This is a genomic window from Ruania alba (genome assembly GCF_900105765.1).
Lineage (GTDB): Bacteria > Actinomycetota > Actinomycetes > Actinomycetales > Beutenbergiaceae > Ruania > Ruania alba.
Genome location: NZ_FNTX01000001.1, coordinates 932,485 through 950,393, shown reverse-complemented (window position 1 = coordinate 950,393; position 17,909 = coordinate 932,485). Strand labels below are relative to the sequence as shown.

General features: G+C 68.9%; 16 protein-coding genes. 5 read left to right on the top strand and 11 right to left on the bottom strand.

Annotated elements, in window-relative coordinates:
- Positions 1–3 precede the first annotated feature (3 nt).
- Positions 4–783: a DNA-formamidopyrimidine glycosylase family protein gene (locus BLU77_RS04440; protein ID WP_089771873.1), complete on the top strand. Its 780-nt coding sequence runs from the start codon at positions 4–6 to the stop codon at positions 781–783.
- Positions 784–875: 92 nt separating this feature from the next.
- Here the strand turns inward: BLU77_RS04440 and BLU77_RS04435 are convergent, their stop codons facing one another.
- From BLU77_RS04435 to pgsA, 3 genes are all read right to left on the bottom strand, one after another.
- On the bottom strand, positions 876–1,184 hold the full coding sequence (locus BLU77_RS04435) for a helix-turn-helix domain-containing protein (RefSeq protein ID WP_089772966.1): 309 nt from the start codon (positions 1,182–1,184) through the stop codon (positions 876–878).
- Between the two features lie 164 nt (positions 1,185–1,348).
- Positions 1,349–1,843 carry a CinA family protein gene (locus BLU77_RS04430; protein ID WP_089771872.1) on the bottom strand — a complete coding sequence of 165 codons (495 nt, stop codon included), beginning with the start codon at positions 1,841–1,843 and terminating at the stop codon, positions 1,349–1,351.
- The gene (pgsA, locus tag BLU77_RS04425) at positions 1,840–2,445 is read right to left on the bottom strand and encodes a CDP-diacylglycerol--glycerol-3-phosphate 3-phosphatidyltransferase (protein WP_089771871.1); all 606 of its coding nucleotides are present in this window, start codon (positions 2,443–2,445) and stop codon (positions 1,840–1,842) included. The genes BLU77_RS04430 and pgsA overlap by 4 nt, the downstream gene beginning before the upstream one ends.
- Positions 2,446–2,542: 97 nt before the next feature.
- Between pgsA and BLU77_RS04420 the strand changes: the two genes are divergently transcribed.
- Both BLU77_RS04420 and BLU77_RS04415 read left to right on the top strand, forming a co-directional pair.
- Positions 2,543–3,847 carry a CapA family protein gene (locus tag BLU77_RS04420; RefSeq protein WP_245708661.1) on the top strand — a complete coding sequence of 435 codons (1,305 nt, stop codon included), beginning with the start codon at positions 2,543–2,545 and terminating at the stop codon, positions 3,845–3,847.
- 5 nt (positions 3,848–3,852) lie between these two features.
- Positions 3,853–5,184 (top strand): NtaA/DmoA family FMN-dependent monooxygenase, encoded by a 1,332-nt coding sequence (locus BLU77_RS04415; RefSeq protein WP_089771870.1) that lies wholly within the window; start codon positions 3,853–3,855, stop codon positions 5,182–5,184.
- Here BLU77_RS04415 and BLU77_RS04410 read toward each other — a convergent pair.
- On the bottom strand, positions 5,168–7,900 hold the full coding sequence (locus BLU77_RS04410) for an FtsK/SpoIIIE family DNA translocase (protein ID WP_089771869.1): 2,733 nt from the start codon (positions 7,898–7,900) through the stop codon (positions 5,168–5,170). The two genes, BLU77_RS04415 and BLU77_RS04410, sit on opposite strands and share 17 nt — an antisense overlap.
- A 154-nt stretch (positions 7,901–8,054) precedes the next feature.
- Complete coding sequence (locus BLU77_RS04405; protein WP_089771868.1) at positions 8,055–8,462, bottom strand: hypothetical protein; 408 nt, start codon at positions 8,460–8,462, stop codon at positions 8,055–8,057.
- 88 nt (positions 8,463–8,550) lie between these two features.
- On the opposite strand from BLU77_RS04405, the gene BLU77_RS04400 reads away from it, so the two are divergent.
- Positions 8,551–9,138 carry a TetR/AcrR family transcriptional regulator gene (locus BLU77_RS04400; protein WP_089771867.1) on the top strand — a complete coding sequence of 196 codons (588 nt, stop codon included), beginning with the start codon at positions 8,551–8,553 and terminating at the stop codon, positions 9,136–9,138.
- An 8-nt stretch (positions 9,139–9,146) separates the two neighbouring features.
- On the opposite strand, the gene BLU77_RS04395 is transcribed toward BLU77_RS04400, so the two are convergent.
- Together BLU77_RS04395 and dapA are read right to left on the bottom strand one after the other, a co-directional pair.
- Positions 9,147–10,832 (bottom strand): ribonuclease J, encoded by a 1,686-nt coding sequence (locus BLU77_RS04395; RefSeq protein ID WP_089771866.1) that lies wholly within the window; start codon positions 10,830–10,832, stop codon positions 9,147–9,149.
- Positions 10,829–11,746 carry a 4-hydroxy-tetrahydrodipicolinate synthase gene (gene dapA, locus BLU77_RS04390; protein ID WP_089771865.1) on the bottom strand — a complete coding sequence of 306 codons (918 nt, stop codon included), beginning with the start codon at positions 11,744–11,746 and terminating at the stop codon, positions 10,829–10,831. The genes BLU77_RS04395 and dapA overlap by 4 nt, the downstream gene beginning before the upstream one ends.
- 38 nt (positions 11,747–11,784) lie before the next feature.
- On the opposite strand from dapA, the gene BLU77_RS04385 reads away from it, so the two are divergent.
- Positions 11,785–12,318: a GNAT family N-acetyltransferase gene (locus tag BLU77_RS04385; RefSeq protein WP_089771864.1), complete on the top strand. Its 534-nt coding sequence runs from the start codon at positions 11,785–11,787 to the stop codon at positions 12,316–12,318.
- 17 nt (positions 12,319–12,335) lie between these two features.
- Here BLU77_RS04385 and BLU77_RS04380 read toward each other — a convergent pair whose 3' ends face one another.
- From BLU77_RS04380 to BLU77_RS04365, 4 genes are read right to left on the bottom strand one after another with little or no spacing between them, the layout of a single operon-like run.
- Complete coding sequence (locus tag BLU77_RS04380) at positions 12,336–13,313, bottom strand: sigma-70 family RNA polymerase sigma factor (protein WP_089771863.1); 978 nt, start codon at positions 13,311–13,313, stop codon at positions 12,336–12,338.
- A gap of 14 nt (positions 13,314–13,327) precedes the next feature.
- Complete coding sequence (dapB, locus tag BLU77_RS04375; RefSeq protein ID WP_089771862.1) at positions 13,328–14,083, bottom strand: 4-hydroxy-tetrahydrodipicolinate reductase; 756 nt, start codon at positions 14,081–14,083, stop codon at positions 13,328–13,330.
- On the bottom strand, positions 14,076–15,458 hold the full coding sequence (locus tag BLU77_RS04370; RefSeq protein WP_089771861.1) for a M16 family metallopeptidase: 1,383 nt from the start codon (positions 15,456–15,458) through the stop codon (positions 14,076–14,078). Before BLU77_RS04370 ends, dapB begins: the two co-directional genes overlap by 8 nt.
- 31 nt (positions 15,459–15,489) lie before the next feature.
- Positions 15,490–17,739 (bottom strand): polyribonucleotide nucleotidyltransferase, encoded by a 2,250-nt coding sequence (locus tag BLU77_RS04365; protein WP_089771860.1) that lies wholly within the window; start codon positions 17,737–17,739, stop codon positions 15,490–15,492.
- Positions 17,740–17,909 lie beyond the last annotated feature (170 nt).

The window sequence follows — 17,909 nt, the reverse complement described above, 5'->3', positions numbered from 1 at the left end:
CCGATGCCAGAGGGTGATGTGCTGCTGCGGGTCGCACGCCGACTCACTGCGGCATTGGCAGGCGGCCCGTTGATCCGTGCAGACGTGCGGTGGCCCGATGTCTCCGGCGCCGACCTGGTGGGACGCCGCAGCCTCGGGACGATCTGCTACGGCAAACATCTGCTCACCCGAATCGACGACGGTCGCACCCTGCGCACGCATCTGCGGATGGACGGACGATGGCTGGTGCGGCGCACACTCACACCCCCGGAACCACTGCGACGCCCGATGATCCGTGCGGTCATCGCCACCCGCGCCTGGACCTGCGTCGGTGACCACCTCGGCATGGTGGACCTGATCGCGACCCGCGACGAACCCACGTTGCTACGTCGTCTCGGCCCGAACCTGATGGCAGATGAGGTCGATATCGACCAAGCAGTGCGGAACTGCCGGACTCAGGGAGAACGTCCGATCGGCGCAGTCCTGCTCGATCAGAGCGTGGCCGCCGGGATCGGCACGATCTATCTCGCGGAGACCCTGTGGCGGCACCGGATCAGCCCGTGGCGGCCGGCCTGCGACGTGGGTGACGTGCACGCCGTCTTCACCACCGCTGCGACCTTGATGCGCCGCTCCGCGGACGCACCCACGCTCACCGCGACCGGGATCCGTGACCAGCCCACGCACGTGCACGGACGCACCGGCCTGGCGTGCCCCCGCTGTGGCGGAACGATCGCCGTCGCACCGGTCGGAGCGGCGCCCTACGAACGACCCGCTTTCCACTGCCCCGCCTGTCAGCCGGAGTAATCGGCGAACGCAGCCGGAATGGCCGGCGAACGTGCGAGAGGCACCGCCGATGGGCGGTGCCTCTCGTCGCCTGCTGTCCGGCTGATGCCGGGTCAGACTGTCGCCAGATCCTCCTGGCCGAACTGGCTGACGAAGTCTGCCGGGATCGTGTCCGGGATCGCGATGCCTTCAGCGAGTGCGACGCGGTCGGAGACCTCACGCAACACCACCGAGAGCGGAATGTTCAGTGCCTCGCAGATGGAGGAGAGCAACTCCGAGGAGGCTTCCTTCTGACCGCGTTCCACCTCGGAGAGGTATCCGAGCGAGACGCGCGCGGCCGAGGAGACCTCACGCAGGGTTCGTCCCTGCCCCTGGCGAGCGCCACGAAGGACATCACCGATCTCTCGTCGTAGAACCACCATGGTGCGTCCCTCCTCTCGCTCTGCCGTCATCATTGGTGTCTTACCGTACCCCGGTGTGCTGACACCGTCGTGCTTCATATCCATCATCACCGTGTACAACGCGCGTACCGGTCGATCTGTTCCGTCCCCACCAGCCTAGGGGGTGGATCGCCGTGTGGAACGCCTCACACATCACGATCAGATTCCAAGACGGCAACAAGCGCGGCAAGAGCCAGCCCGCAGGTCGCGGTGCGCACCAGCGGGCGTGTGCCGGCAAGTCGGTACCCACGCACCTGTCCTCGCACCGGGACGCCGTTCTGACCGCCGGCCACGGCAGCCACGTACACCGTCCCGGCCGGGTGCCCGTCGGCCGGTCCAGGCCCGGCAACCCCCGTGGTGGCCACCCCGACGTCTGAGCCGAGAAGGCGACGGACGCCGTCGGCCATCTGCCAAGCGACCTCGGGGTGCACCGGGCCGTGGGTGGCGAGGAGCTCGCCGTCCACCCCGAGAAGCTCACGCTTCACCCTCGTCGCGTACGCCACGACTGCCCCGAGGAGCGCATCCGAGGCACCTGGCGGTTCCGCCAGACGTGCCGCGACGGCGCCGGCCGTGAGGGACTCTGCCACTGCCACCGTCCGCCCGAGGGCGCGGGCCCGGGCGATCACTCGGGCAGCGGTCATGGCTGGTGGTCGTGCACGATCCGCCAGGCGCGCCAGCAGTAGTCCAGGCCGGTCACCACGGTCACCGCGGCGGCGGCGTACACCACCACGAGCCCGGTCACCAGGACGACATCGCCGAGCGGGGGGCCGAACAGCTCGGTGGCAGACAGCAGGAGCAGGCAGATGGCCACCACCTGGAGCACTGTCTTCAACTTGCCACCGTTCGAGGCTGCCATCACCGAACGTCGCACCATCACGAACCGCAGGATGGTGATGCCTATCTCCCGCACCAGGATGACGATCGTCACCCACCACGGAATCACCCCGAGCAGGGAGAGCATCACGAACGCCGACCCGGTGAGCAGCTTGTCTGCGAACGGATCCGCGATCTTGCCGAAGTTGGTGACGATCCCGCGGCTACGTGCGATCGATCCGTCCAGCTTGTCCGTGATCGCCGCGGCGATGAACACACCGAGGGCGCCCAACCGGGCCGCGGTCGAGTCCTGCCAGAGCAGCACGACGAACACAGGGACCAGCACCACCCGCAGCATCGTGAGCACATTCGGGAGGTTCCAGAGCTGCGCGGCCGGCTGGGCCGACGGCGTCTCAGCGTTGCTCGTCACCCACCCAGGGTAGGGGAACCTGCGGCGATCGGCTCATCACTCCCTCGACCCGTGGACAGCCGGAAGACTGCCCAGCAGGGTCAACTACCCTCCAGCCATGCGACCACGCCGCCGGCACAGCTGGGTGCTGCCCGCCGTCCTCACCGCGACGGTGCTGCTGGCCTACGTCGGCGCGGCGACGCACGTGTACCGGACCGGCCCCGGTGCCGAGCCGAGCGCACCGCCGAGCAGTACGGTATCCAGCACATCACCAGCCACGCCGACCACTTCGCCCGAAGCGGATCCGTCGGACCCGGCAGACGATGAGGCAATCTTCACCATCGGCGCCGCCGGCGACGTGCTTCCGCACGACGCACCGATCGAGACCGCCCGCACCGACGACGGCTATGACTTCACCCCGATGCTCGAGGCTACGCGGGCCTGGAGCTCCGGAGCAGACCTCGCCCTGTGCAACATGGAGGTACCCCTCGCGCTTCCTGGCGAGGAGCCCAGCGGGTATCCGCTGTTCGGAGCACCGGGCGAGCTGCCCGGCACCCTCGCGGAGCTCGGCTGGGACGGCTGCTCCACCGGCACCAACCACTCCCTGGACCGCGGACTGGACAACCTCACCCACACGCTGGACGTCTTCGACGAGGCCGGCCTCGGCCACGCGGGGACCGCGCGCAGCCGCGGCGAGGCCGACACGCCGCAGCTGTACCGGCTGGAACGAGCCGGGCAGCAGATCACCGTCGCGCAGGTCGGCGGCACCTATGGCACGAACGGCCTGCCGATCCCGGCCGACGCGCCATGGGCCGTCACTCTCCTGGACGCCGAGGCTCTGATCGCCCAGGCTCGGACCGCACGCGAGGCGGGCGCCGACCTGGTGGTCGCCACCCTGCACTGGGGTGAGGAGTACCAGCACAGCCCCAATGCGGACCAGCGCTCGCTCGCCGCTGCGCTGGCCGAGTCCGGGCAGGTGGACCTGGTGATCGGCACGCACCCGCACGTACCGCAACCGTTCGCCCTACTCGACGGCGGTCCTGACGGTTCCGGGATGTGGGTCGCCTACTCGTTGGGGAACTTCATCTCCAACCAGGACGACGATTGTTGCGTCCCGCAGACGGCCACCGGCCTGTTCCTCACCGCGACCGTCGTCAAGCGTGCCGATGGCCCCGCCCGCGTGACCGGGATGGAGTGGTCACCGATGACCGTCGACCGCGAGGGCGGACAACATGTCTACCCACTGCGCTCCCTCACCAGCGGTGCAGAGCCGGACGGGCTCACTCTCTCCCCCAGCGAGCTCAGCTCCCGGCTCGACGGGGTGCAGGAGGTGATGGCCGAGTCCACGGGCGCGACGTTCCCGGAGCGTCACGATCCCCCCGCGGCGACCGGCCCCGAACCCGAGGTGGTACCGCGATCGTGAGACCCATGCACCTGGTGGCCATGGTGAATCCGCCCACCAGCCAGTACGCCGAGAACTGGCGCCACCCGTTGAGCCGGACCGACTGGCTACAGGCACGCTTCTACGCCGATCTCGCCCGCACCTTGGAACGAGGGTGCTTCGACATGATGTTCATGCCGGACATCCTGGCGATCCCGGAGGACCACCACGGCGCCTACGACACCACCGTGCGCACCGGTGGCAAGGGCACCATCGCCCTGGACCCGACCACGATCGCTGCGGTCGCAGCCACAGCGACCACCCGGCTCGGTCTCGGAGCGACCATCTCCACCACCTTCGTTCCGCCCTATCTGCTCGCGCGCACGCTGCTCAGCCTGGACCACCTCTCCGGCGGTCGGATGGCGTGGAACATCGTCACCTCCACGACCGACGCGGAAGCGCGCAACCTCGGTCGGGAGTCGATCCCCGGCAAGGAAGACAGGTACAACCACGCCGACCTCGTCGTGCGCACCGCGCTGCAGCTCTGGGAGGGCTGGGACGCTGACGCGCTCGTCCTGGACCCCAGCACGCGCACGTTCGCCGACCCGACCCGCATCCATCGGATCGCCGACGACCTGCCCAGTCGAGGTCCGCTCACCCTGCCGCGCAGCCCGCAGGGTCGGCCGGTCCTCATGCAGGCCGGAGCCTCGCCACGGGGCCGTGAGTTCGCTGCCACCTGGGCGGAGCTGGTGTTCGTCGTCGCTGACACCGCTGAGGCGATGCGCGCGACGCGCCTCGAGCTGCGTGAACGAGCCGCGCACCTGGGCCGCGACCCGGACGGGATCCGCATCCTGCCTGCGGTGCAGCCGATCCTGGGGGCCAGCGACGCGAGTGCGGCAGGGCGCCTGGTCGAGCTCGAGTCGCTGCTCGACGGCGACGAGATCCTCACCATGCTGGCCCGCCTCATGCATGCCGATCCGTCCGCACTGGACCCGGACGCCGACGCGGCGCAGTTCCTCACCGCCCACCGCGGCGCGACCGGCAGTACCGGCTTCGAGGACATGATGCTCCGGGCGTGCCGTGCGGAGGGGCTGTCCGTGCGCGGACTCGCCGCTCGGCAAGCGATGAGCCAACTCAAGCCACAACCCACCGGGAGCCCGGCCACGGTGGCCGACTATCTCTGCGAGCTCGTCGAGACCGGGGCGGCAGACGGGTTTGTCATCTCCTCGGCGCTGTTCCCGACCTCGTTGGAGGAGTTCGTCTCAGGCGTCGTGCCGGAGCTGCAACGGCGGGGCGCGCTAGACACCGGCGATGGTCCGGACACGTTGCGCGGCCGGCTCGGGCTCCCCGAGCCGGCCCGTCTCACCGGCGGTCGGTGAGCGCCCAGGCGTCCTCGGACTCGGACTCCTCGGCGTCATCGTCGGCATAGGCGCTGCCGTAGTCGTCACTGTCGCCGAACGCACCACGGGACCCGCTGTAGTGGGCGTCGTCGTAGACGACACCACCGCCCGCGGCAGCGGCAGGCTCACTCTCGGCGGACCCGGCGGCGTCGGCGGACCCGGCGGCGTCGGCCGGCGGAGTCTCGCCTCGCAAGGTGGCCAATGTCGCGGGCAGATCGTCCGGTTGCACCATCACGTCGCGCGCCTTGGATCCCTCCGAGGGGCCGACGATCTCCCGCGACTCCAGCAGGTCCATCAGGCGACCCGCCTTGGCGAACCCGACACGCAGCTTGCGCTGCAGCATCGAGGTGGATCCGAACTGTGTGGTCACCACGAGCTCGGCCGCCTGCAGGAGCAGGTCGAGGTCGTCGCCGATGTCCTCGTCCACCTGCTTCTTCACCTGCGGAACCACCACGTCCTCGCGATAGTTCGGCTTGAGCTGAGCCTTGACGTGGTCGACCACGGCGTGCACCTCGGACTCGGTGACCCAGGCACCCTGCACACGCATGGGCTTGGCCGCACCCATCGGGAGGAACAGCGCGTCACCCTGTCCGATGAGCTTCTCGGCGCCGGGCTGATCGAGCACCACGCGCGAGTCCGCAAGCGAGGAGGTCGCGAACGCCAGCCGTGAGGGAACGTTCGCCTTGATCAGACCGGTCACCACATCGACGCTGGGGCGCTGGGTGGCGAGCACCAGGTGGATCCCCGCAGCGCGCGCGAGCTGAGTGATCCGCTGGATGGAGGCCTCCACGTCACGCGGTGCCACCATCATCAGGTCGGCGAGCTCGTCCACGATCACCAGCAGGTACGGGTAGGGGGTGATCGTGCGTTCGCTACCCGGCAGCGGCTTCACCTTGCCGCTACGCACCCCCTGGTTGAAGTCATCGATGTGCTTGTACCCGTAGGTCGCCAGATCGTCGTACCGGGTGTCCATCTCCCGAACGACCCATTCGAGGGCCTCGGCTGCCTTCTTCGGGTTGGTGATGATTGGTGTGATCAGGTGCGGAATGCCCTCGTAGATCGTGAGTTCGACCCGCTTCGGGTCCACCAGCACCATCCGGACCTCCTCCGGAGTGGCACGCATCATGATCGAGGTGATCATCGAGTTCACGAACGAGGACTTACCGGCACCAGTGGCACCAGCCACGAGCATGTGCGGCATCTTCGCCAAGTTCGCCACCACGTAGCCGCCCTCGACATCCTTACCCACACCCATCACCATCGGGTGCTCGGTGCGCCGCGCCGGTCCGGAACGCAGCACATCGCCCAGGGCCACCGTCTCGCGGTCCGCGTTCGGGATCTCGATACCGATGGCCTTCTTGCCCGGGATCGGAGAGAGGATCCGCACGTCCGCCGACGCCACCGCATAGGCGATGTTCTTGCTCAGCGCGGTGACCCGTTCCACCTTCACGCCGGCGCCGAGCTCCACCTCGTAGCGCGTGACCGTGGGACCGCGGGTGAACCCGGTCACTTCGGCGTTCACGCCGAAGTCGGTGAGCACCGCGGTGAGTGCCTCGACCACGCGGTCGTTCGCTGCGGACCGGGTCTTGTGCGGTGGTCCCTGGAGCAGCGTCTCGTCGCCCGGAAGCGTATAGGTCATGCCAGGGTCGAGCACGAGCTGTTCCGCCCGGGCCGGCAGTGCCTCCGTCGGCGGGGCAGCCAGTTCCTCGGGTGCCGGCTCCGCCGAAGCCTCCGGCGGTGCCGCTGGTGCCGCACCGCGACCAGGCCTCGGGGCCGGTGCTGCGTCGTCAGGGGCAAGCTCAGCAGCCTGCTCGAACGCCTCGTCGCCGTGGAACGCACCCGGCTCCACGGCAGGTTCGGCGCCAGCCTTGCGGGCTCGTTTGCGGCGCTTGCTCACCGCCGTGGCGGCCAGATCATCACCGTCAGCGGGCGCGACCTCACTGTCGTGGCTCGCATCATCGTTCACCTCGGCATCGACGTCCTGCCCGGTGATCCAGTCCAGACCTTGCCGGAAGCGTCGCGGGATCGCTGCCACCGGAGTGGCCGTGACCACCAGCAGTCCGAAGAACCCGAGCAGCACCAGCAGCGGGATCGTGACCCAGATCGTCAGGGCTGCCGAGATCGGATTGGCCGCGACCCACCCGATGAGGCCACCGGCGGCGAACACGTCGAACCAGTCCGGTGGCGCGGGCAGTCCCGACGCCACGTGCACCAGGCCACACACCGAGACCACGATCGCGCTCAACCCGATGGTGATGCGGCCGTTCACCTCTCCGCGGTCCGGATGCCGCATCAGCCGGATGGCGAGGAAGACCAGGATCAGTGGGATCACCACGGACAGCAGGCCCACCCCGCCGGCAGCAGCGGCGTGCACCCAGTCACCGGCGTCCCCGGAGAGACCGAACCACTCCCGGACGGCGACGATCACGGCAAGCGCGAGGAGCAGGAAGGCGAGCCCGTCCCGCCGGTGGGCAGGGTCGAGTCCCTTGGCACCGGATCCGATCGAGCGGGCGGTCCCGCCGACCACATGCGCCGTGCCCATCCACAGGCCCCGCACGATCCGGATCGGCAGCGGTGGCTTGGGTGGTGCCGTGCTCTTTCCGCGAGAACGCGACGCGTTCGCCTTGGTGGCGCTCGCGCTCTTCTTGCGTCCTGGTGCGGCGGACCGTGCGGGGGAAGTCGTACGGGTCGCCATGATGTGAGTCGTCCCTCCTCAATCAGGCATGCCGAGACAGGCCTGTCGCAAGCCACTCAACCAGGTCGACGGCGGAACCTGCGGGACTGACACGCGCACAACCGGTGAAAGGTGCCGCGGGTGGGCGAAGGCGAGCCTGCTCACCGATCGTGACTCAGGCGAGCAGGCCGATTGCGAGCGTGACCAGTCCGGCGACCAGCACAGCGCCGCCGGCCACGATCAGGAACACCCAGCGGTTCGGCGAGGTTCGCCCTGATCCCATCGCAGAGAAGAAGAAGCCGGCCGGCATCACGATCGCGGCGACCAGCACCCCGGACCGGGCGAGCCAGAGCCAGAACCCGGTGAGCGCCGTCGACTCGGCCAGCAGCAGGCACACCAGACCGAAGACGATCAGGATGCCCGCGTGGCCATGCCCGGCGCGGTAGAAGGACCGTTGGAACTCCGTCGCCGGGACCCCGCCGCTAGCGACGCGGGCGAGGAAGGCGCCGCCGGAGGTCACCGTCACCGCGGCGAGCAGCACGATTCCCGCGGTGGTCTGGGCATCGGTGGAAAGGGTCAGCACGGCACATCCTTCGTTCGCGGTCCGCTGTTTCCTAACACTGTTAGCAAACAGCGTGTGAGAACCCTTGTCAAGGGGTACCCTCGTCGGTGTGGCCAGACCTCGCCAGTACGACGACGCCGTTCGACGACGCCTGCTCGACCATGCCTCGCGGCTGATCTCCACCCATGGCGCCGACAGGTTCTCGCTGCGGCAGCTCGCCGGCGCCGCGGAGACCACCACAGCCGCCGTGTACACGCTCTTCGGCGGGCGGGACGAGCTCGTGCACGCTGTGGTGGACGAGGGCTTCACGCGGTTCGCGGAACACCTGCAGTCCGTGGCACCGAGCGACGATCCGTCGGCCGACCTCTTCGAGTTGGGGCTGGCATATCGGCGCAGTGCCCTCGCCGACCCGCACTTCTACCGGGTGCTGTTCGGTCCCGGCACCCTACGCTCCGGGACCGATAGCACCGCGCACCCCACGTTCAGGGTGCTCGTGACCGCGGTCGCCCGGGTGCACCCGGACACCGACGACGCGCACGTCGAGACCGAAGCGCTGCGGCTCTGGGCGCTCGTGCACGGCCTGGTCGGGCTCGAGCTGGCCGGCCTGCTGCCGGGCGACGCCGACGAGCAGGACCAGCGCTACCGGGCCGCGCTGCTCGGCACCGCCGCGCACGACCTCAGGACGGGCACCAGCTGATCAACAGATCAGGACTCCACGACCACCGGGATGATCATCGGCCGCCGCCGCAGCCGGCTCGAGGCATAGCGACCGACCACCCGGCGCACCACCTGCTGCATCTGATGCGTATCGGCGTTGCCACCCTCGGCGGCTTCCTTCAACGCCTTGGTGATCTCCGGCACGATCTCGGCCAGCTTGTCCTCCCCCTCGGCCACGCCACGCACATGCAGCTCGGGTCCGGCCACCACGGCGCCGGTGGAGGAGTCGACCACGGCGAAGATCGAGATGAACCCTTCTTCACCGAGGATGCGACGGTCCTTGAGCTCGGCCTCGGTCACCCCGCCGACGGAGGATCCATCCACATAGACGTACCCGCACGGGACCGCGCCGGCGATCCTGGCCTTCCCGTCCACGAGATCGACCACCACGCCGTCCTCGGCAAGCACCACCCGCTCCGGCGGGACGCCCGTCTTCACCGCGAGCGCCCCGTTCGCTACCAAGTGCCGGACCTCACCGTGCACCGGCATCACGTTCTTCGGACGCACGATGTTGTAGCAGTAGAGCAGCTCACCGGCCGACGCATGCCCAGAGACGTGCACGCGCGCATTGGCCTGGTGCACCACCTTGGCCCCGAGGCGGATCAGCCCGTTGATGATCCGGAACACCGCGTTCTCGTTGCCGGGGATCAGGGAGGACGCGAGGATCACCGTGTCGCCCGGACCCACCGAGACCCGATGGTCGCGGTTCGCGATCCGGGAGAGCGCCGCCATCGGCTCCCCCTGGGAGCCCGTGCACATCAGGACCATCCGGTCCTCGGGCAGGTCGTCGATCTTCTTGACGTCGATCAGCACCCCGTCCGGCACCTTGAGGTAGCCCAGTTCGGAGGCGATCGTCATGTTCCGCACCATGGACCGGCCCACCAGCGCCACTCGGCGACCGTGGGCATGGGCGGCATCGAGCACCTGCTGCACGCGGTGCACGTGCGAGGAGAACGAGGCCACCACGATCCGGCCCTCGGCCTGGGCGAAGACGCCGTCCAGCACCGGACCGATGTCCCGCTCGGAGGTGGTGAACCCCGGCACCTCGGCGTTCGTGGAGTCGGTCATGAACAGGTCCACGCCCTCTTCGCCGAGGCGGGCAAAAGCGCGGAGATCGGTGATGCGCGAGTCCAGCGGAAGCTGATCCATCTTGAAGTCGCCGGTGTGCAGCACCATCCCTGCCGGCGTACGTACCGCGACGGCCAGAGCGTCCGGGATCGAGTGGTTCACCGCCACGAACTCCAGGTCGAACGGCCCGACCTTCTGCCTCTGCCCCTCGGCCACCTCACGCAGCACCGGCTTGATCCGGTGCTCCTTGAGCTTGGCGGCGATGAAGGCGAGCGACAGCTTGGAGCCCACGATCGGGATGTCCTTGCGCAATCGCAGGAGGTACGGGACAGCACCGATGTGATCCTCGTGACCGTGCGTGAGCACGATGGCCTCGACCTGGTCCATCCGGTCCTCGATGTAGCTGAAGTCCGGCAGGATCAGGTCGACCCCGGGCTGGTGGTCCTCGGGGAAGAGCACGCCGCAGTCGATCACCAGCAGACGGCCGGCGAACTCCAGCACCGCCATGTTCCGCCCGACCTCACCGAGCCCTCCGAGGGGAACGATGCGCAGCGCTCCCTGCGCCAGGGGCCCGGGAGGCTTGAGGTCGGGGTGGGGGTGGCTCATCGATCGGCATCCTCAAGTAGGTCGTGCAGGATCAGGGCGGTGCGCAGGTCGGCCATCTCGGCCGCATTGGCCTCCACCAGCGGGGAGCGCACCGAGCGGTGCGTGAGGTGGCCCTGCAACTGCAGGGCGGCCTTGGCCATCACCGCACCCTGGCCGCCGCCCATGAGGGACTCGACGACGGGGGCAAGGTAGGCGGACAAGTCCCGGGCGGTGTACAGGTCACCGCTGTCGACAGCGCGCACCATCTCGGCGTAGCGCCCCGCTTCCAGGTGGCCGACCACCGAGACGAGGCCAGAGGCGCCGTGCACCAGCCAGGCGAGGTTCAGGTTGTCGTCCCCGGAGTAGTACTCCAACCCGGTGCGGCGCATCCGGTCGAAGCCCTGGGCGACGTTGCCGGTGGCGTCCTTGACGGCATAGATCTGTGGGTGCTCGGCCAGCCGGTCGAGGATCTCGTCACCGATCGCCACTCCGGTGCGGCCAGGGATGTCGTAGAGCATCGCGGGCAGGCTGGTGGACTCCACGATCGTACGCAGGTGCCGGTACACCCCCTCCTGGGAGGGGCGGTTGTAGTACGGAGACACCACGAGGATGCCGTGCACACCGGTGCGCTCGGCGGCCTCAGCGATCCGGACAGCGTGCGCGGTGTCGTTCGAACCGGCGCCGCCGATGATCATCGCCTCCGCACCGACCTCGTCCACCACGGCGGCGACGAACTCGTCCTTCTCCGGCTGGTGGGTCGTCGGCGACTCACCAGTGGTGCCGTTGAGCACCAGGCCGTCCGCGCCCGAGTTCACCAGGTGTCGGGCGAGTCGGCGCGCGGCGGGAATATCGATCGTGCCGTCTGGCTTCATCGGCGTCACCATGGCGACGCTGACGGAACCGAAGGTACGCGGGGGACGCGACGTGCTGGACATGGGGATGACGTTACCGCCTCAGTGCCTACCCTGGAGGCATGGCACACCAGCACGGCCTGCAGGCCGACGTCTCTGTCCGGCCCTCCGTCACGGGAGACGCACCCACGCTCGGGGTGGTGCACGTGCAGGCGTGGCGAGCGGCACTGGGCGGGCTCGTTCCGCCGTCAGCACTCGACGCGCTCGATCCGGAGCAGTTCGCCGCCGCGTGGCGCAGCGCCATCAACGAGCCACCGTCGGCCAAGCACCGGATGCTCACCGCCTGCGACGGACCGAAGGTCGTCGGATTCGCCGCGCTCGCGCCGGCCCCACAGACCCGAGAGACCGGCGAGATCGTCGCCCTCGAGGTGGACCCGGAGCATGCGCGCGCCGGGCACGGCTCGAGATTGCTCGCCGCCTGTACCGACATCCTGCGTGTGACCGGTGCCACGCACCTACGCGCCTGGGCGATCGAGGGAGACAGCGCACGGGAGGACTTCCTCTCCTCTGCCGGCCTCGAACCGATCGGGGTGCGGCGTGTGCTCGAGGTGGCCGAGTCCCGCGTGCACGAAGCGGCGTGGTCGGCCCTGCTCTGATCGGCTCGGACCGGCCGTCAGCGCCGGTCCAGCTCAGCGGGCAGCCCGAAGGTGTCGAACAAGGTGGTGTCGAAGAACGCCACCACGTGCGCGATCCGATCACCGTCGACGTCGACCACCTGCAGGTGGAACCGGCGGTGCACACCGTCCTCACCACGCATGTAGACGCCGAACGCTGGTTGTCCGTTGGCGCGGGTGGGCACGAGCACCATCTCCCCCGGTCCGGTGGCCGGGCAGTTCCTGGCGATCAGAGCGCCGATGGTCTGAGCGCCCTGGTACCAGCCCTGGAACGGTGGCATCTCCCAGACGGTGCTGTCGGTGAAGAGCTCGACGAGACCATCCACGTCATAGTTCTCGAAGCCGGCCACGAACCGGTCGAGCACCGCCCGCTCGTCCGGGGAAGCCGGTTCCACGAGCGCCTCACGGGTGGGTGCGAGGTCGGCGATCGTCCGACGGGCGCGCTGCAGCAGACTGTTCACGGTCGCCACGGTGACGCCGGTGGCCTCGGCAACCTCCGCCGCGCGCCAGGAGAGCACGTCCCGTAGCACGAGGACAGCCCGCTGCCTGGGCGGGAGGTGCTGCAGGGCCGCGATGAACGCGAGGCGGACGGACTCGCGCCACTCCGCCAGCGTGCCGGGATCGCTGCGGCTGTCCAACACGGCGTCAGGCGCAGGTTCCAGCCACATCATGTCGGCCTCGACCAGGTCGTCAGGTCCCGAGGCCGGTGCGCCCAGCCCGGTCGGCAACGGGCGCTTCTGCCGGGACTCCAACGCCGTCAGACAGGTGTTCGTGGCGATCCGGTGGATCCAGGTGCGCACCGAGGAAGCACCAGTGAATCCGGCGTACCCCTTCCAGGCACGCAGGAGGGTCTCCTGAACCAGGTCCTCCGCCTCGTGCACGGACCCCATCATGCGGTAGCAGTGCGAGAAGATCTCCCGACGGTAGGGAGCGATGATCGCGGCGAAGTCCTGCTCCACCGCGGACTCGATGGTCATGGCGTGATGGTAGTTCAGACGCTGAGGTCGAGGTAGCCGTCCAGGCCCACGGTCAGTCCAGGTCGGGAGCGCACCGTCCTGACGGCGAGCAGCACGCCGGGCATGAAGGAGGACCGGTCGAAGCTGTCGGTGCGGATCGTGAGCTGCTCTCCGGGATTGCCGAGCAGGATCTCCTCGTGCGCCACCAGCCCTCGAAGGCGCACTGCATGCACCGGGACGCCGTCCACCAGGGCGCCACGAGCGCCCTCCAGGCTCGTCTCGGTCGCATCGGGAGCGGCCGGCATGCCCTGCCTGGCCCGGGCGACGGCCTGAGCGGTGTGCACGGCAGTGCCCGACGGCGCATCCACCTTCGCCGGATGGTGCAGCTCGATGATCTCCACCGACTCGAAGTAGGCAGCGGCCTGAGCAGCGAAACGCATCGCCAGCACGGCCGAGAGGGCGAAGTTCGGCGCGATCAACCCGCCCAGACCGTCCACCTCACCGAGATGGTCCCGAACCCGTTGCCGTGCGGACTCGTCCCACCCGGTGGTGCCGACCACGGGGTGCACGCCGGCATCGATGAGCGCATGCACGTTGGCCTCAGTGGCCGACGGAACCGTGAAGTCCACCGCGACGTCGGCACGTCCTGCCAAGGCGGCGACATCGTCCCCGACGTCGAGCCGTGCGACCAGGTCCAGATCATCGGCACCGGTGACGGCGTCACACACGCACGAGCCCATCCGGCCGGCAGCGCCGAGCACGGCCACACGAGTCCGTGGGCTCTCAGACATGGACGATTCCTTTCTCGAACTGGGCGGCGCCGTGTACCTCGTGGTCGGCGAACGGTCCCACCACCGTGAGGTGGCGCGGCTGGGCACGCAACTCGGCGGCGAGGTCCCGGACCTGTCCGGCGGTGACAGCGCGGACCCGGTCCAGCGTCTCGGTGACGGTAAGCAGCTCACCGGTACTGATCTCGATCCGGCCGAGCCGCGACATCCGGGACCCGGTGTCCTCCAGCCCGAGCACCAGCTGCCCGCACACCTGCCCGATGCCTCGCTCCAGTTCGTCAGGTTCGATCGGCTCGGCGGCGAGCACTCGCCACTGGTCCTCGAGGAGGTCCACGACCTGTTCGACCTTCCCCGGGGCGCAGCCGGCATACAAGCCGAACATCCCCGCATCGGCGAAGCCGCCCGAGAAGGAGAAGACGGCGTAGGCGAGCCCCCGCTTCTCTCGGATCTCCTGGAAGAGCCGGGAGCTCATCGACCCCCCGAGCACGGCGTTCAGCACGGCCAGCACGAACCGGCGATCGTCGCCGGCCGGCAGCCCGAGACCACCGAGAAGCACGTTCGCCTGCTCGGTGACCCGATGCACGATCTGCGTCGACCCTTCGGTCGGGAATCCCTCCAGCGCGGCAAGCGCGCTGGCTTCGCGGCGCGGCGCCGGGCTGGCGTCCGCATCGAGCTCCCACCCGCCTGCCCGGACTGCCTCGAGAACCTGGGCGCAGAGTGCGTCGTGATCGACGCTTCCGGCGGCCGTCACCACCAGCTCACCGGGAACGTACGTGCGCTGGTAGTGCTCGTTGACGGCGTCGCGCGGAACGGCCCGGATCGTCTCCGGTGTACCGCCGATCGGACGGCCCAGCGCATGGGCGCCGAACACCTGCGTGGCGAACCGCTCCTGGGCGACATCGCCCGGGTCGTCCTCGTTCATCGCGAGCTCTTCGAGGATGACCTCGCGCTCGGCAGCGAACTCCTCGACATCCAGAGTGGCCGAGGTGACCATGTCGAGGATCACCTCTCCTGCCATCGGCAGGTCAACATCCAGCACCCGGGCGAAGTAGCAGGTGTGTTCCTTGCCCGTGGCAGCGTTCGCTTCCCCGCCGACGCCGTCGAAGGCTGACGCGATCGCCATCGCGTCCCGGCTGGGGGTTCCCTTGAACAGCAGATGCTCAAGGAAGTGCGTCGAGCCGTGGTGGCCGTCGGTCTCGTCACGAGAACCGACGGCCACCCAGGCTCCGATGGCGACGGAGCGCTGACCGGGCATCGCCTCGGTCAGCACCCGGATACCACCGGGGAGCACCGACCGGCGCACCAGGGCGCCCGCATCGGTCTCCACGGTGAGCTCCGTGCCCGGCGTTCCCGCCGGGCCCAGGATCAACTCAGGCATCCGTGCACCGTCCCGTCTGGAGTACCTCAGCTCAGTTCGCTGCGTCGGCAGGCTGACCCTCGGCGTCGGCGGAGTCCTGCTGGTCCTCCTCGATCACCGCGTGCAGGGAGAGCTTCCCGCGATCATCGATCTCGGCGAGCTCCACCTCGATCTTCTGGCCGACCGAGAGCACGTCCTCCACGCTCTCCACACGCTTGCCGCCGACGAGGCGACGCACCTGGGTGATGTGCAGCAGACCGTCCTTGCCCGGGGAGAGCGAGACGAATGCGCCGAAGGACATGATCTTGACGACCGTGCCGATGAAGTGCTCCCCGACCTCGGGCATCTGCGGGTTCGCGATCGCGTTGATCGCCTGCCGCGCCGCCTCGGCCGACGGGCCGTCGGTGGCTCCGATGAACACGGTGCCGTCGTCCTCGATGGAGATGTCGGCGCCGGTGTCCTCCTGGATCTGGTTGATCATCTTGCCCTTCGGGCCGATGACCTCACCGATCTTTGCCACCGGGACCTGGACGGTGATCACCCGAGGAGCCGTGACCGCCATCTCGTCCGGGGTGTCGATGGCCTCGGCCATCACATCCAGGATGTGGAGGCGGGCTTCGCGGGCCTGCGTGAGCGCACTGGTCAGCACGTGCGCCGGGATCCCGTCGAGCTTGGTGTCGAGCTGGATCGCGGTGATGAACTCCCGGGTGCCGGCCACCTTGAAGTCCATGTCTCCGAAGGCGTCCTCAGCACCGAGGATGTCGGTGAGCGCCGCATAGCGGGTCTCACCGTCGATGGTGTCCGAGACGAGTCCCATGGCGATTCCGGCGACCGGAGCGCGCAGCGGCACACCGGCGTTCAGGAGTGCCAGCGTGGAGGCGCAGACCGAGCCCATCGAGGTGGAACCGTTCGAGCCGAGAGCCTCGGAGACCTGACGGATCGCGTACGGGAACTCCTCACGCGAGGGCAGCACGGGCATGATGGCCCGCTCGGCGAGCGCACCGTGGCCGATCTCGCGACGCTTGGGGCTGCCCACCCGGCCGGTCTCACCGGTGGAGTAGGGCGGGAAGTTGTAGTTGTGCATGTACCGCTTGCGCGTCTGCGGCGACAGCGTGTCCAGCTGCTGCTCCATCTTCAGCATGTTCAGCGTGGTGACGCCCATGATCTGCGTCTCACCACGCTCGAAGATGGCCGAGCCATGCACCCGGGGCAGCACCTCCACCTCGGCCGACAGGGGCCGGATGTCGCGCAGACCACGGCCGTCGATACGGAAGCCGTCGGTGATGATGCGCTTGCGGATGAGGGTCTTGGTGACCTGGCGGAAGGCTGCGGACAGCTCCTTCTCGCGACCGTCGAAACCGTCCTGCAGGGCGCCGAGCATGGCGTCCTTGATCTCGTCGATGCGCGCCTCGCGCTCGGCCTTGCCCGCGATCGCGAGCGCGTCGGCGAGCTTGGTGGCCGTCTCGGCCTCGACGGCGTCGAAGGCGTCGGCCGCGTAGTCCGGGAACAGTGGGAACTCCTGGACCTCCTTGGCCGCCTGGCCGGCGAGGGCGATCTGCGCCTTCGCGAGCGCGCGGATGGAGGCCTTGGAGGCCTCGAGGCCCTCGGCCACGACGTCCTCGGTGGGGGCGCCCACGCCCTGCTCGGTGATGAGCGTCCAGGCGTTGTCGGTGGCCTCGGCCTCGATCATCGCGATGGCGACGTCCTCGGAGCCGTCGTCAGCGGTCACGATGCGACCGGCGACGACCATGGAGAACACGGCGCGCTCCAGCTCGCTGTAGCGCGGGAAGGCGACCCACTGACCGTCCACGAGGGCGATCCGGGTGGCGCCGACCGGACCGGAGAACGGCAGGCCGGAGAGCTGGGTGGACATCGAGGCCGCGTTGATGGCCAGCACGTCGTAGGCCTCGTCCGGGTGGATCGCCAGGACGGTCTCGACGACCTGGACCTCGTTGCGCAGGCCCTTGACGAAGAGCGGACGCAGCGGACGGTCGATCAGGCGGCAGGCCAGGATCGCCTCGGTGGACGGGCGACCCTCGCGGCGGAAGAACGAGCCGGGGATCTTCCCAGCGGCGTACTGACGTTCTTCGACGTCCACCGTGAGCGGGAAGAAGTCGAAGTGGTCCTTGGGGTGCTTGCCGGCCGTGGTGGTCGACAGCAGCATCGTGTCCTCGTCGAGGTAGGCGACGGCGGAGCCGGACGCCTGCTTGGCGATGCGTCCGGTCTCGAACCGGACCGTGCGGGTGCCGAAGGAGCCATTGTCGATGACGGCTTCGGCGAACTGGATCTCGGGACCCTCCATGGGTGCCCTCCTTCATGTGCGTTCGTGAAGGCCCGGCGGTCATCGATCGAGGCCCACGGACCCATTGTCCGGAAGCCACTACCGAGGACCAACGAACCCGGAAATGGTTGTTCGATATGCAGTTGTGGCATGTCCCCTGGACGAACGACCGGCCCGGGCCGAGAGGCCCG

Bases quoted from the DNA above. Each gene is read 5' to 3' on its own strand.
- BLU77_RS04410 (WP_089771869.1), bottom strand. From the start codon at position 7,900: ATGGCGACCCGTACGACTTCCCCCGCACGGTCCGCCGCACCAGGACGC.
- BLU77_RS04395 (WP_089771866.1), bottom strand. From the start codon at position 10,832: ATGAGCCACCCCCACCCCGACCTCAAGCCTCCCGGGCCCCTGGCGCAG.
- BLU77_RS04430 (WP_089771872.1), bottom strand. From the start codon at position 1,843: ATGACCGCTGCCCGAGTGATCGCCCGGGCCCGCGCCCTCGGGCGGACG.
- dapA (WP_089771865.1), bottom strand. From the start codon at position 11,746: ATGTCCAGCACGTCGCGTCCCCCGCGTACCTTCGGTTCCGTCAGCGTC.
- BLU77_RS04415 (WP_089771870.1), top strand. From the start codon at position 3,853: ATGCACCTGGTGGCCATGGTGAATCCGCCCACCAGCCAGTACGCCGAG.
- BLU77_RS04370 (WP_089771861.1), bottom strand. From the start codon at position 15,458: ATGCCTGAGTTGATCCTGGGCCCGGCGGGAACGCCGGGCACGGAGCTC.
- BLU77_RS04420 (WP_245708661.1), top strand. From the start codon at position 2,543: ATGCGACCACGCCGCCGGCACAGCTGGGTGCTGCCCGCCGTCCTCACC.
- dapB (WP_089771862.1), bottom strand. From the start codon at position 14,083: ATGTCTGAGAGCCCACGGACTCGTGTGGCCGTGCTCGGCGCTGCCGGC.
- BLU77_RS04440 (WP_089771873.1), top strand. From the start codon at position 4: ATGCCAGAGGGTGATGTGCTGCTGCGGGTCGCACGCCGACTCACTGCG.
- BLU77_RS04435 (WP_089772966.1), bottom strand. From the start codon at position 1,184: ATGGTGGTTCTACGACGAGAGATCGGTGATGTCCTTCGTGGCGCTCGC.
- BLU77_RS04385 (WP_089771864.1), top strand. From the start codon at position 11,785: ATGGCACACCAGCACGGCCTGCAGGCCGACGTCTCTGTCCGGCCCTCC.
- BLU77_RS04380 (WP_089771863.1), bottom strand. From the start codon at position 13,313: ATGACCATCGAGTCCGCGGTGGAGCAGGACTTCGCCGCGATCATCGCT.
- BLU77_RS04365 (WP_089771860.1), bottom strand. From the start codon at position 17,739: ATGGAGGGTCCCGAGATCCAGTTCGCCGAAGCCGTCATCGACAATGGC.